The 14,401-nt window shown below is 50.1% G+C and carries 11 protein-coding genes; 3 read left to right on the top strand and 8 right to left on the bottom strand.

Annotated elements, in window-relative coordinates:
• Positions 1–102: 102 nt before the first annotated feature.
• On the bottom strand, positions 103–1,014 hold the full coding sequence (locus tag G8770_RS09685; RefSeq protein ID WP_167185407.1) for a LysR family transcriptional regulator: 912 nt from the start codon (positions 1,012–1,014) through the stop codon (positions 103–105).
• Between the two features lie 275 nt (positions 1,015–1,289).
• On the opposite strand from G8770_RS09685, the gene G8770_RS09680 reads away from it, so the two are divergent.
• Positions 1,290–3,476: a TonB-dependent receptor gene (locus tag G8770_RS09680; RefSeq protein ID WP_167185404.1), complete on the top strand. Its 2,187-nt coding sequence runs from the start codon at positions 1,290–1,292 to the stop codon at positions 3,474–3,476.
• A gap of 219 nt (positions 3,477–3,695) precedes the next feature.
• Here G8770_RS09680 and G8770_RS09675 read toward each other — a convergent pair whose 3' ends face one another.
• On the bottom strand, positions 3,696–5,861 hold the full coding sequence (locus G8770_RS09675) for a TonB-dependent receptor (protein WP_167185401.1): 2,166 nt from the start codon (positions 5,859–5,861) through the stop codon (positions 3,696–3,698).
• Between the two features lie 198 nt (positions 5,862–6,059).
• Positions 6,060–7,304, bottom strand: a complete 1,245-nt coding sequence (locus G8770_RS09670) for an MFS transporter (RefSeq protein WP_167185398.1) — start codon at positions 7,302–7,304, stop codon at positions 6,060–6,062.
• Between the two features lie 297 nt (positions 7,305–7,601).
• Here G8770_RS09670 and G8770_RS09665 point away from each other — a divergent pair, with 297 nt between their 5' ends.
• Entirely contained in the window at positions 7,602–8,222 is a 621-nt protein-coding gene (locus G8770_RS09665) for a nuclear transport factor 2 family protein (RefSeq protein ID WP_167185395.1), read from the top strand.
• 105 nt (positions 8,223–8,327) lie between these two features.
• Here G8770_RS09665 and G8770_RS09660 read toward each other — a convergent pair whose 3' ends face one another.
• Together G8770_RS09660 and G8770_RS09655 are read right to left on the bottom strand one after the other, a co-directional pair.
• Complete coding sequence (locus G8770_RS09660) at positions 8,328–9,431, bottom strand: amidohydrolase family protein (protein ID WP_167185392.1); 1,104 nt, start codon at positions 9,429–9,431, stop codon at positions 8,328–8,330.
• A gap of 65 nt (positions 9,432–9,496) precedes the next feature.
• Complete coding sequence (locus G8770_RS09655) at positions 9,497–10,288, bottom strand: alpha/beta hydrolase (RefSeq protein WP_243760407.1); 792 nt, start codon at positions 10,286–10,288, stop codon at positions 9,497–9,499.
• Between the two features lie 381 nt (positions 10,289–10,669).
• On the opposite strand from G8770_RS09655, the gene moaA reads away from it, so the two are divergent.
• Positions 10,670–11,656: a GTP 3',8-cyclase MoaA gene (gene moaA, locus G8770_RS09650; protein WP_167185386.1), complete on the top strand. Its 987-nt coding sequence runs from the start codon at positions 10,670–10,672 to the stop codon at positions 11,654–11,656.
• Positions 11,657–11,666: 10 nt separating this feature from the next.
• On the opposite strand, the gene G8770_RS09645 is transcribed toward moaA, so the two are convergent.
• The 3 genes from G8770_RS09645 to G8770_RS09635 form a co-directional block, all read right to left on the bottom strand.
• Positions 11,667–12,521 (bottom strand): fumarylacetoacetate hydrolase family protein, encoded by an 855-nt coding sequence (locus G8770_RS09645; protein ID WP_167185383.1) that lies wholly within the window; start codon positions 12,519–12,521, stop codon positions 11,667–11,669.
• Between the two features lie 85 nt (positions 12,522–12,606).
• A complete protein-coding gene (locus G8770_RS09640; RefSeq protein ID WP_167185380.1) occupies positions 12,607–13,539 on the bottom strand; it encodes a VOC family protein in 933 nt (310 codons plus the stop codon).
• Positions 13,540–13,550: 11 nt separating this feature from the next.
• Positions 13,551–14,393: a 4Fe-4S dicluster domain-containing protein gene (locus G8770_RS09635; protein ID WP_167185377.1), complete on the bottom strand. Its 843-nt coding sequence runs from the start codon at positions 14,391–14,393 to the stop codon at positions 13,551–13,553.
• Between the last annotated feature and the right edge of the window lie 8 nt (positions 14,394–14,401).

The following is a 14,401-nucleotide window of genomic DNA, read 5'->3' as shown; positions in this document are numbered from 1 at the left end:
CGATAGCTATTTGTTATCAGTAAGTCTGATTTAGGGGAAAATGCGCGCCATTTTAGGTCGGGAGTCTGAAGACGAGCGTATCCACATCAGAGCGGCAGGACCTCAAAGCTCCATAGTTCTTTCCAGGTCGACGCTGGCACGACGAATCATGTCGCTGAAATACTCGGCTGCGGGAGTCAGCGGTAAACTGGCACGCCTCACCATGTACATGGCGGGTGCCGGCAGAAACTCCTTAACTTTAATGCGATGCAACAGGCTCTGTGCCCAGGCGAATTGTACCCATTGCTTAGGCAGCATGGTGAGTAAGTCGGAGCCTGCAGCGGCAGTCATCATAGTAAGCGCTGAATGGGCGTAGAGAGCAATTCTTGGAGCCGGCAAGCCGTACTTCTCAAACAGCGGAGACAACTCGGCATCGGAACGGACTGTGACAGCTGTTGATATCCAGTCAGCATCGCAGAGTTCACTGAGAGAGGTGGCATCAGCCAGTTCATGGCCTTTGCGACAAAAGACCACCCTTTCGTTGTCGATCAGCTTCTCGGCAATGAATTCACTGGAAATTTTGTCTTCTGCCAATGGACCTACATAGATATCAAGTGTGCCGTTTTTCAGACCGGCCTCTGCCTTGGCGAAAAGGCCTTCAGTAATATCAAGCTGGGCATCCTTGTAACGCAAACGGAAAGGTTCGAGTGTATTGTGCAACAGTGCAATGTGTGATGCCGTTGACAGACACACGGAGACTTTACCTTCTAAACCACCCTTGTACTGTTGTAGCTCATCGCGAGCCCGTTCAAGCTCACTCTGAGCGGCCTTGGCGCGCTGCAGGAATATTTCACCCATCGGGGACAGTACAACGCCTTTGGGGAGCCGTTCCAGAAGAGTTACATCGAGTTCTTTTTCTAGCTCCCGAATACTGCGGGTAATGGCGGGCTGCGCAACGCCGAGGTAACGGGCTGCCGCACGCAAACTGCCTCGTTCTGCGACCGCAATCAAGTCTCGCACCTGATTCAGCTTCATAATGTATACCTATTGTAATTGTTATCAGTTGCGCAAAAGTTAAACCGATTTGTATCGCAAAGCAACTCATAACTTATGTCATCGATATAAAAACGATATCAGGTATGAAGTGTTGCCATCTGAGCGCCTAGAGCGGCGGACGTTAGACTGGTGCCGGCAAATAAAGCAGGTATACGGTAACAAGGTCTATAACAATTTCCGCCAGTCTCACAGGCTTTTTATCGCCGATTTAAATCATTTAATAACAATAAATTAATAAACACCAAGGAGAAATGATGAGTATTCAGCCTAAACAATTAACGCGTGGCCTGACTCGGTCGCTACTGCCGTTCGCCATCGGAGTGGTCATTCATCCGGGCGCGTTGGCTCAGCAGAGCATTCAATTGGAAGAAGTTAAAGTTACTGCCCAGAAACGTGAACAGAGCTTACAAGATGCGGCCCTATCCGTGACATCGATGTCTGGCGAGAATTTATCGGAAGAGCGTATTACTTCGGTACTGGATCTACAGTCACAGGCGCCGAGCCTGCAAATATCGACCGTACAGGGTACAGCCCGGGTATATATCCGAGGGATTGGCCTGACTAACTTTTCGGCGGGAGGGGAACCCAGTGTGGCGTTCCATGTTGACGGCGCTGTGGTCTCACGCCCCGCCGCGCAGATAGGTGGGTTTTACGACCTGGAACGGATCGAGGTGTTACGTGGACCACAGGGCTCTTTGTATGGACGCAACGCAACAGGCGGTTCTCTGAACGTGATTACCCGTCGTCCTACCGAAGAGTTCGAGGGCTACGTAAATCTATCCTCTGGTAACTACAATCTGATGGAACTCGAAGGTGCCATCAGTGGATCGCTGATCGAAGAGCAATTGCTTGCCCGCCTGGCTGTTAAGACCGCTGATCGTGATGGTTTCGGCAAGAATAATGTCAGCGGCAAAGATATAGATGATGAGAACAACCAGAGTTACCGCCTGGGCTTGAGTTATATCGGCAGTGATCGATTCGATGCCTTTTTCAGTATTAACCATTATGAATCAGATGACGCGGCGGGTCTTTATCACATGCTGGGTCCGGGTAATCCGGCGGTCACGCCACCGGAAATTGCTCTCGGAGGCCAAATTGCTCGCGATCCTCGAGACATTGACTCGGATGCTGACTTGTACTCAAAAAAGGAAGTGGATTCCTATACGCTTGAAATGACGTGGGATCTGGCCGAAAACCTCTCACTAAAATCGTTGAGTAATTATTTGGAAATGGAGCGTGATTGGATTTCCGATTTGAACGGTACTCCGGTACCGGTGCTGGAATCGCGTTTTGATGAATCTTCCGAGCAGTACAGTCAGGAATTACAGTTAACCTGGGATGGCGATAATCACTCAACCATGTTTGGACTCTACTATTTCCACGAGGATATTGGGGCAGGAACCTATATTCTTGGCCCCCCTCCTGTGCAAATGGCTGGCCGTCCATTGATTCAGTTTGCCGGTGCGCAGGAGAGTGAATCATGGGCTGCGTTTGTCAACAGCACCTGGCATATCAATGAGTTGTGGTCACTGAATGTGGGTTTACGCTACAGCGAGGACGATAAATCCGACACCGGATTTACCATTGTGCCCCCTGCCAGTCTGTCTCCGGTCAGCCCCCCTTTCACCATCGATATCGATCGAGAAGCCAGCTGGGACGCCTGGACGCCGAAAGTGACTGTAGAGTACTCCCCTACCGAAGATTTGTTTTTTTACGCCACGGCCTCGCGAGGTTATAAAACGGGTGTGATGAACATTGGCAATGCCGGAGAACCAGTGGATCCGGAATTCATCTGGAGTTACGAATTGGGCATGAAGAGCCAGTGGTGGGAAAACCGGTTGCAGATCAATGCCACTGTCTTCAGTGCCACCATCGATGATCTTCAAGTGCAGCGCCCCATCAACGGCAACCTGATCACGGTGAATGCTGCCGAAGCGGAAACCCGTGGTGTCGAACTGGAAACCGTTGCCCGGTTAACCGAAGGTCTGACAGCGAAATGGAATCTCGCTTATGTGGATGGGCAATTTAACGAGTTCCTGACGGAGAATACGACCTTCGCTCCGGGTGTTGAAATCAATCTCGATGGTAATACCTTGCCGAACACACCGAAGCTGGCTTCTGATCTATCACTGGAATATGAAACCGATGTATTTGACAACTGGACTGCGCGTTTCAAAGTACAAGGCGTCTATACCAGTGAGCGTTGGTTCAATGAGTTTGAGGAAGACATTGCATATCAGGAAAGCACCTTTGTGGTAAATGCGAATATGGTGTTCAAAACTCACGACGAGAAGTGGTCGGTTAATCTTTGGGGCAAAAACCTGACCGATGAGGAAATTATTTCTCACATTAATGTCGGATCCAGCGCCCTTGGCCATATGCGTACCGCAACCTTCCAGGATCCGATGACATTTGGTGCAACCTTAGGTTACCAATTCTGATCTATATGAGGTTGTGTGAATGAGTAAAAAGAGGCCTTATGGCCTCTTTTTACTTTTAGAAATACGTAAGACAAGATGATTTTACGATTTTTCGTTTTTGAGGTCGGTGTTCAATAAAAGGTTTTTTGAAATTATGGTTATGGGCAAAAAAATGCCTCCCGAAGGAGGCCAAGCTATTAGAGTGGAGAGCTAATAGATATTCATCTTTAAATTCACCATTTAAAAGTTATAAGTGAATTGAACCATCATAGTTCTTGGTGAATTGGACGCGGAACTGATAAGCCCCGGTGTCAGTGGGTTGGTATAGGGATAGCCAAATTCCTGAGCAATATCGTCCGTCAGATTGCGCCCGATCAACGAAAGCTTCCAGGTTTCTTCCATATCGGATATAGACGCTGTGATATCCAAAGTGGTCAGGCTATCGCCTTCTGGAATACCTTCTTTCGGTTGGGCAAACTGACCGCTGCGATGACGCAGGTTACCATTGAGACCTAACAGAAAACTGTCGGAAATGGCATGTTCAAAACGGATGCCCAGGTTACCTGTCCACTCCGGTGCTATATCCAGCTTCAAACCGCTGTCTTTTTCTTCTGCATCCGCATATACCACACCGCCATTGAAAGACAGATTATCGGTCGCCTGCCAACTACCGGAAATATCGAACCCGTAAGAACGTGCATCGGCATTGCCGGTGAGGAATTCCGCACCGGTAAACAGGGTTTTCTGCAAGTCGGTAATATCAATATAGTAGATGGCAGCGTTGAGTATGGCCGCGCCGTCGAGCAGATTGGATTTAAAACCGATCTCATAGTTGTCGACCGTTTCAGCTGCGAGGCGGGCTTCGAGATCGGGATTCCCAGTCGGGATAGTATTGGACTCTGCGAAACCTCCGGTTTTGGTGCCGTTACCGTAAGAAGCATAAATCATGGTATTCGGCGTTAAATCGTATTGCAGATTGGCATTGCCGTTAAGCATGTACTCAGAATAATCCAGTGGTGTAGCCGGATACGGAGGATTAATAATGGTATTCCACAAGGTGAAAGGCTCAATTGCAGAGCGCTGCATCACCGCTTCCTTTATCTCTTCGGCGTAACGCAAGCCCGCTGCTAATCTTAAACGATCACTGATGTGCCAGGTGCCACTGACAAAAGCGGCGTAGTAGTCCACATCCTGCTCGATGGTGTTTAACATCGGGCCTTCAAATACATCACCGGGAACGGGATAATCCCAGTAACCAATTTCTTCCGACTCCCAGTCGCTGGTGAAGTAGTATAAGCCGGCCATGTAATCCAGCTTTTCACCATTGGTGGATGCAATGCGAATTTCCTGACTGTACTGCGAATAGTCTTCTTCGCGAATGAATGCCAGATAGTCACCGGGCTCAACATCGACATCATCAAAGAATGCCAGATCGTAGTCCGCATAGGTGGTTTGGGAAGTAATGACGTGGTTTTCCAGAGTCCAGTTGATGACCAGGTTGGCAATGTTGCTATCGATGTCATGGGAGCTGTCGCCATCACCGGGACCGAAGTTGGTGGATTTATAAATTTTGTCATCCAGCTTGGAGTCTGTGATACCGAGTGCAGCGGCAAGACCGTTAGGATCACCATCGAGCTGGAAGGTATCGCCGGTTTTATTGTCTTGACCGGTTTGGTACATGAAATCAAGACTGACGCTGTCGCTGACGTCCCAAGAAGTAGAGAAGCGTATGGAATAGTTATCATCGATAGGTACACCATTGCCAGTGAGTTCGTTTTCAGTGGCACCTTCCAGTTCAGAATAGTAACCCGCAATACGTGTTCTCAACGTATCGGAGATAGGCAGATCGATAGCTCCCTTGACCGAGTAGCCACCGTGTTCAGAGAGTGAAACCTGAGTGTAACCGCCGATCTCTGTACCGGGTTTTTTGGTCACCAGACTGATAGCCCCGACACTGGTGTTTTTCCCCAGCAGTGTGCTCTGGGTACCCATGATCATTTCTGTGCGTTCCAGATCGTAGATACCGGCGGAGTAGAGTCTGCCTTTACCAAAGAAAACACCGTCCAGAAATACGCCGACGGCCTGCTCGTAGGCCTGATTGCGTGATACGCTGGCGACTCCACGAAAACTCAGCACCAGACCATCATCCGGCGCGCGGCTAAATACCATACCGGGTATAAAGTTTGCCAAGTCAAAAAGATCATCCACTTGATAATTGTCGAGACTTTCCTGATCCATGACGGAGATGGAAATCGGGACATCCGACAGAGATTCATCCCGCTTTTGCGCTGTGATAATAACCTCTTCCAGAACCGGGGCCGAATAGCTGCTCATGGGTAGCATCAGTAGAGGTGAGAGTGCCGCGGCGGTAGCGAATACCAAAGGTTTTTTTTCAAATGACTTCATACACAACTTCTCCTTATTATTTAATTATTAGGTATCACACGTCACCCTGAAACTGAATGGATGACTGAGTATTGCGTAATTCTGATGCTCGACCGAGTTGCACCGTACATCAGTTGAGAGTGATCAGATCCGCTCTGAAAATCTGATAAAATTGTTTACCCGGACGTTTTGGTTATGAATCGAGGTCCTAATTTATGATCAGTGGCCGCCCTTATTGCCTGATTCATAACGCGGCAACAACGTGCATAGAATGGCAATCAACGCGGCCAGTACGATCGCTGTGAAAAGTGCATAGGTGTAACTGCCCGAGTGATCGAATGCCAGACCTACCAGCAGTGGTCCTGAAGCAGTTCCGATGGAAAAAATTCCGAACAGTGGTCCATAGATGGTGCCAAAGGATTTTTGTGGCCAATAGCGACTTACCAGAAATGACAATAGATCCATTTCGGCACCCAGCCCCAATCCCAGTAAGACGGCAACGATGACCAATACGAATGAGCCCACCTCAAGATTTAAAAGTATGCAAGCTACGGCAATTCCCATGGTGATCATGGCCAGTACCAGCGGCGCGTGGACGTTATCGACCACCCAGCCGATGAATCCGCGACTTACTATAACTGCGACTCCGACGATACCGGCCATCATGGCAGCCTGGGCAGGGTCCATGTTGCGATCGCTGAGCATGGGTATAAAGTGAGCGTAGATACCCACGGTCACCGAACCCATTGCCGTGAAAATTAAACCCAGCAGAATAAATGTGCGCTTATTGGCGTGTGGTCTTGGAGGCTCATCAGCGCAGCACTGAATAGCCTGCAATGGGTGACTGTGCCGCTTAGACTGGCGGAACATCAATGGACAAAACAACAGTGGAATCAAGCCAGCGAGACCAATGGCGAGAAATGCACTGCGCCAGCCCACATTACTAATTAACTGCTGCACGCCGGATGGGAAGATCATTGCGCCAACCCCGACCGCCGCCAGGGCAATACCCAATGCCAAACCGCGATGACGATCGAAACGTTGAACAATAATTTGTGAATAGCCCAACGGTGATGCTGTCGCCCCCAGAACGGTCATCAAAAAAAAGCAGGCGTAAAGATGAAACTTGCTGTCGGTGAGCCAGTAAAGAGACACCATCGTCAGGCCAAGTCCGACAATGGACAACGGTAGAAGGCGTTGTGCTCCGAAGCGATCAATCAGAATGCCGTGAATCGGTCCGGCAATCACTAGCCCTAATTGAGAAATCGACAAGGCGCCAGCAATCTCACTGCGAGACCAGCCAAATTCCTGAGCCAATGGTTGGAAGAAAACTCCGAAGGAATATACCACCAGAGTGCCTACTGAAAACAGCAAACCAATAAATGTGGCAAATAATGGAACTGCATGAATCTGCAGTTCATTCCGAAGGGGTTGTTGCAGACTGGTCTCTATTGCTCTTTCCACATCAATCTCTGACATTTTATTTAATATTTTTGGGTTATGGGGTCTTAGCCTATGTCAGATGTCTGCGCTAAAAAAGATTCAAAAAACAGACGTGAGATAACGAATTTTGATCAATACGTCTCGTTACGGGGCTGGCGGGGTTAATTACCGGTGATCACCACCTGAGAGAGGTTTGGCGATGAGTCATATTTACCTTATAGATAACAATTAATTATCACTACTGGTGTTTTGCCATCTTGTAGCAGGCTAAGCGCTTTTTTTACCATCTGCGCATCAGCTTATTACAGGAGTCCTACTATGGAATACCCAGATCACGCGGTGAATGACCGACGTCTAATAGAAGAATTGGTTTATAAATGGGCGCTGGCGCGGGACAGTGATGATTGGGAGGCACTTTCCCAGTGCTTCCATACGGATGCAGACATTAAAATTTCCTGGATCAGGGCAACTGCAGAAACGTTTATCGCGCGTTCTCGCGAGATGGCGGCCAACCGTGCTTCTGGTATGCATATGAAGCACCACATTACCAATAATTGGGTGGAGGTTAACGGCAATCGGGGGTTTAGCCGCTGTAACGCCGTGCTGTTGATTCGCGATCAGGCCGAAGGTGTCTGGTTCGACTTTGAGGGCCATTTCCGCTTTTTTGATCGTTTGGAAAAACGCGATGGTCGCTGGGGCATCGTCAATCGCACGGCGGTCTACGACAAGGACTTGCTAAATCCGATGTCCAGTGCCGATCAACCCCTGGAGGCATGGAGTGAGGCTGCTTTGGCTCGCTTTCCCCAGGAAGCTAAATTCCTGTATTGGTGGTTTGCCAATAAAGGCATCGAATGTGACCGCGCTCTGATTACCGCGTATAGCGATGCTGAAAAGCAATTGCTGTCAAGCTGCAAGTCCTGGCTGGGCGAAAGCAACTGAATCCTATCGGCGAAGCCCTAACAAGTCAGCCTTCATTCTGAAGGCTGATGCAAACAACACTCTGTTGTCTCAATATATTCCTAAATCAGATTCCTTAAATACCGATCATAAGCGAAACAACCGTTCAGCATTGCCGTGTGAGAGCTGCTCGTACACCTTGGTGGGCAGCGTCTTTTTGGCATCCATCAGAAAACCCATGGCATCGCCGGTGCGTTCGAACGGAAAGTCGATGGCAAACATAACCCTGTCTGGCCCCATAAGGTCAAGGCAATAGTTCAGTGGTGGCTGCCAATTCATACCACTGGTGGTGACGGTAAAGTTGGAGCGAAAGTATTCACTGGGTAATTTCTTCAGCGGCGTCATGCCAAGCGGCTTAAGTCCGCCCCTGCGCAAGATATTCTGATAGCGATTGTCCATCCGGCCGAGCCAGTAAGGCAAACCCTCCCCCATATGGCCCAGTACGATTTGCAGTTCCGGATAACGATCGAAGACGCCGCTCAGGATCATACGCGTTACGTGCATCGAACACTCGGCCTGAAATCCCCACAGAGCACCCATCATACCGTAGTCGGTATAGGCTTCGATCATGGTGTCGGGTGGAAAGGTGGGGTGCAGATAAATTGGCGCTTGCTGACGAATCGCCTCTTCGAGAATGGGCGCGAACTTGGGGTTGTCGAGAAACTCTCCCTGAGTGTGCGAGTTGATGATGACACCACTGAATCCCAGTTCGCTCATGCAACGTCGGATTTCAGCAGCGGCCTTTTCAGGCGCTTGTGGGGCAATGGTGGCCAGGCCGGCAAACCGCTGGGGATAGCGTTTAATGATCGATGCAATTTCTTCGTTGGTTTCAATGGCCAATTCAGTGCCCAGAGCCTCTTCGAATACCTGTACCCCGGGGGCGGTCATACTCAACACATGCATGTCGACGCCATGGCGGTCCATATCCTCCAGACGGATATCGATATCCCCCAGTTGTTTCACCACCTGCGGCTTTTCGTAATACATTTTAAGATAGCGAGTCACCATGGACTCGTTGCGCTCTGCCAACTTCAGGTACTCCTGGAAGTAGCGCTTGGGGGCAAAGGCCTCTTCCGTAGCAATAATTCGGCCGGGCTGTGATTGACTGCCGGCGCGCACTGCACCGCTGCTGGCCAACAGGGCAGCAGCGGCAGAGGCGCCCAGAAAATCCCGTCGTTTCAGTGTTGACATAGTTTGTCTCTCCAAAGGTGTTGGTGTTGTGGTGATTCAATGAAATTCATTCAGCGAGTGTAGGGCTAGTGCTCGACAGCGCACTGGAGGGCAAAACCCAATTGCTGGATATGCAGGGCGGCGCCAATGCGATGAAAATCCATACAGTGGCCAGTATCGGCTATCAGCATAGCGTCGACCCGCGGTGCCACAATCAGTGCCGCGCGAAACTCATCCAGCTGTTGCTGGTTGACGACCCAAAGTCGGTCATTGGCGGCCTGACGGTAATGCACCGGAATACGAATGTTGGCTAATATTTCCTCAACGCGTTGAGGCCAGCCGGATACAATGTCCAGCAGCTCTTCTCGCAATGCCGTCGTGTTCGCCCGATGGCTTGCAGATGGCATGTCATCGGTAAAGCTTTCCGCTGGGCCAAACATCACCGAATCTTTCAGTGCCGCAGACATTTCTACCACCGATGTGCCCGGCAGGTTATTCCAGGCATCAATATACTGTTTGGGAGTGCGCAGTCCGACACCCGAAACAGCAATACCCAGCAATGGCAATTGGGTATTGTCTGCCGCTATGGTGAGCGCGATGGCAGCGCCGATGGAGTGGCCGATCAGAACAATGCCCTGGTGCCCCTCACCGTAAGTGATCCATGCCTGCTCGAGAGCCAGGCGCAGATAATTGGCCTGACCCTGGATACCCGACTTGCTGTCATCCAGCTTGATGCTCATACCATAGCCAGGACGATCGATGCCCAGTACCGATATGCCCAATGCCGACGCACGCTCAAACAATGAGTAACCGGGAATATCGAAATACTCAGAAGTGAATGAACCACCATGAATGGCAATGATCAAAGGCGATACCATCTGTGTCACGGGCTTAGCCTGGGCATAGCGGCCGGAAAGGCACGAAAAAAGATTCGATCTGACTCTACTGCTTTTCATAGTTCACGATACTGGCATTTTAGTTTTGCTCTCAGTATGCGTGCGGAGGCAGTGATAACAAGATATGACTTTGCCTGTAGTGATAACAAATGATGATCGTTTAGCAGCATGAGTTTGATCATCCCACATAGCCAGCAACGGTTTTTATGGGTATCTCTATTCATTCTCTGAAAATTGAAAAGGCAATTAGCGAAGATGACACAGCGATGCCTTTTTATGATCGGTTGAGCGTATAGCCCATCTTATGTGGACTTGTTCCTTTGGGTAAGCTGGCTACTGGCAAGATATCATTCAGGAGCACCCATGAAACTGACCGATCCTTTCGGACGTCACATTACCTACCTGCGCTTATCAGTGACGGATCGCTGCAACTATCGCTGTGTGTATTGCATGTCTGAAGATATGACATTTCTGCCCAGAGCGCAGCTGCTGTCGCTGGAAGAGTGTGCCCAGATATCCGCGGCGTTTGTCGATATGGGTGTGAAAAAAATTCGCATTACTGGTGGTGAACCTCTAATCCGGCGGGATATTGCCTCGCTATTCCAACAGTTGGGGCGCTTACCTTCACTGGATGAACTGACATTAACCACCAACGGTACTCACCTGCCCTACCACGCCAGCGATTTGGCAGCGGCCGGTGTCCGCCGCATTAATATCAGCCTCGATACCTTGTGCGCGAATCAATTTCACGAGATAACCCGTACAGGATCACTGGACGATGTGTTTTGCGGGATAGACGCAGCGCGTCAGGCCGGTATCGAAACCATAAAACTGAATGCGGTGATCTTACGACACCGTAACCTCAATCAGGTAATACCATTGTTACAGTTTGCCTTGCGCGAAAGCCTGGATATCAGCTTTATTGAAGAAATGCCCCTTGGCGCGGTAGTTGATCACCAGCGGGAAACGGAATTTTGCTCCAGTGCGGAACTGCGGGCTTTGATGGCGGAACATTACGAGTTACAACCGACGACGATAAACACCGGCGGCCCATCCCGCTATTGGCGCGTTGACGGCTCTCTCTCACGGGTGGGCTTTATCTCGCCGCACAGTGATAACTTTTGCGGGGATTGCAATCGTGTGAGAGTGACCGCGGAGGGCAAGCTATTGCTGTGCCTGGGCAATGAAGATGCAGTTGATCTGAAGGCTTTGATCCGCCGATATCCCGGTGATCGCGAGCGGTTGAAGCAGACTATCGTCGATGCACTGGCACTTAAACCTGAGAAACATCATTTCTATGAGAATGATCAGCCCCAGATCATTCGTTTCATGAATGCGACCGGGGGCTGATACTGGATACTTACAGCTTGACGGTATTTTCAATCACACCAATGCCATCGATCTCGCAACGCACGACATCACCAGCCTGAAGAAACACCGGAGGGTCCATCGCCACACCAACCCCTTCGGGCGTGCCGGTGGCAATCAGGTCACCGGATTCAAGGGTGAAGGCGGTGGACAGATATTCAATCTGGGAATCGATATCGTGTACCATACCAGAGGTGTTATTGGACTGACGCAACTCACCGTTCACCAGGCATCGCAGATCCAGATTTTGTGGATCGGCCACTTCGTCAGCAGTAATGATCCATGGGCCAATCGGCCCGTGGGTATCGAAGGATTTACCCATGGTGAATGTCGGGGTATGAAACTGCCAATCACGGGCCGATACATCGTTAGCCACAAAGTAGCCAAAGATATGGTCGCGGGCATTTTCTTTTTTCACACCCTTCGCCGGTTTTCCGATGACGATGCCCAGCTCGATTTCATAGTCGAGTTTTTCCGTAACACCCGGATCGATCTCATCAAATGGACCGGAAACACAGGTGGTTTGCTTGTTGAACCAGACCTGATGATTTTGCTCTGCCACGCCCAACTTGGAAGCCTCTTCCTGATGTTTTTTGTAGTTCATACCAATAGCCAGGTACTTGCCGGGACGAGCTACAGGTGCCAGAAGTTGGGCCTCGTCAAGGCTCAGGTGTGGAGTACAACCGGTAATGGTCGTGGCGATAGAATCCAGTGCCGTTTGACCGGCGGCGATAATTTCCATCATGTCGGTATAATCCGCGCCAGCTTGGGTCAGGTCAATAATGTTGTTGTCAACAACAACGCCAGTCCGGGGGCCAGAATCAGTGTTAAAGCGAACCAGTTTCATAGTGTTACATCTCCAAAATCATTAAGAGTGTCTATCAAGGATAATACTGCATCGGGATTGTCCCTACTCAGATTTTCGGGCACGGTTATTCAGATTCATAGTTGCGAACAAAATCCTCAGGTGGATTGGGGCCCCAGGTAAACAGCGAGTCTTCCAATGGCCAGTTTTGCGCTTCCCAGTTATCGCTGTCGCCGATGTAATCGATGTCGGCGTAGTATTCGATAAAGCTGCCCCAGGGATCCTGTATATAGTGAAAGAAGTTAGAACCAATGGCGTGGCGACCAAACCCCCAGCCCTTTTCATAGCCTTTGTTAATCATCTCTCGTCCGCCCACCCCGACTTCGTCCGGAGTCGCCAGCATAAAACTGGCGTGATGGAAACCAACTGCCGAGGATTGAGCAAGAGCGATCACATGGTGATCACTGCCACCCTGGCAATGCAGAAACGCCACAGCGTCTTGCGAGCGATCAGAGAGTCGCATGCCAAGCACGTCAATCAGGAAATCGATGGATTCCTGCAGGTGTGGGGTAAACAGCAGAGTGTGTCCAAGCTTGCGCGGCACCACCTCACCCAGCTCCGATTTAGGTGGCATGGCACCGGCATTAATTCGGTTATAGTGACCGGGTGAGTTGATCAAAAACGGCGCTTCGGGGGTAACATCGCGCTCCCGTTCACAGACCTGGACATTAAACAGAAGTCCGTGTGGGTTGCGAAACCAAAGACCGCCGTTGTTAAAACCTTCAATCATGGAAAGGATTTCAATACCTGCCGCTGCAAGACGTTCTTCAATGGCTGCCAAACCGGCAATGTCCGTTCCCATGGCCACGTGGTGCAGACGTTTTCTATCGCTGCCGGGAATCAGTATCAGCGAGTCGTATTGACGCCCCTGACAGGCGAATCCCATGTGCAGGGAATTGCGACGCAACTCCAGACCAAATGCCGTATAGAAGACTTCCGCCTTATCACAATCGCTTTCCGCAATCTCCAGAGCGATGTGTTTCAAAAATTGAACCGCCATGAAAATTCTCCCTAGACCTGCAAAAGAATGTCGTTAATGTAGCGACTTTGGGAAAACGTCGCCGTGATGGCAGCCTGTCCCTGAGTGGGGTGCGATACCTCAATGGTGTACTCGCCACTGTCAGCCGCGAGACCGTCAAATTTAAAATCACCGAAGAAATCCGTTGCCGTGGTTGCAATGGAATTACCGTCTTTCAACAGGGTTACCTTTGCGTCTTCTACACAGTCGGTGGTACCGTTGTTGTCGTACAATACACAGCCACCTAAAAATTCCGTGTCCATCAGGTGCAGGTTTTTGTAGTACACCCGAGGCTTGGTACCAAACTCTGGATTTTGTACGCGCAAATTTTCTTTTTCTACCAGAGCTGACATTTCACTGTCGAGAATTTTTACAGCTTCTATGGCTTTGGTGGGGCAAGACTGCGCACAGCGTGGCTGCTTCCAGCCTTGATCCAGCAGATGAGCATCGAAGATCCAGATTTGCGGCAGTTGTAATTCTTCGTTCCACCAAATCGCCTTGTGGGGACAGACGTCTACCAGGTCTTTGCGTCCGCGGGCTTTATCTGGATCGATAATCACGATACCGTCATCGCGTTTTTTCACAGAACCGTCTCCGGCTTTTACGCAGGGTGCGTCGTCACAGTGATTGCACATGGTCACCTGGTAATTGGCTTCTACCATGGTACCTTCACCGCGAACCTTGCGTTCGATCTTGACCCAGTCAGCGCCGTGGCGCGGCTGTTCGGCAGCGTAGCCAGGAAAACTGTTCCCGTCGTGCTCGTCTTTGGTGGCCAAGGTGCAGTTGTGGCAGTTTTCGCACTTGGCAACGTCGATGATGAGATTCCACTTTTTCATATTGATCA

The sequence above is a fragment of the Pseudomaricurvus hydrocarbonicus genome (assembly GCF_011602365.1).
Classification (GTDB): Bacteria; Pseudomonadota; Gammaproteobacteria; order Pseudomonadales; family Cellvibrionaceae; genus Pseudomaricurvus; species Pseudomaricurvus hydrocarbonicus.
Note: the sequence above shows the minus strand (reverse complement) of the source record. Positions and strands in the feature narration are given on the sequence as shown.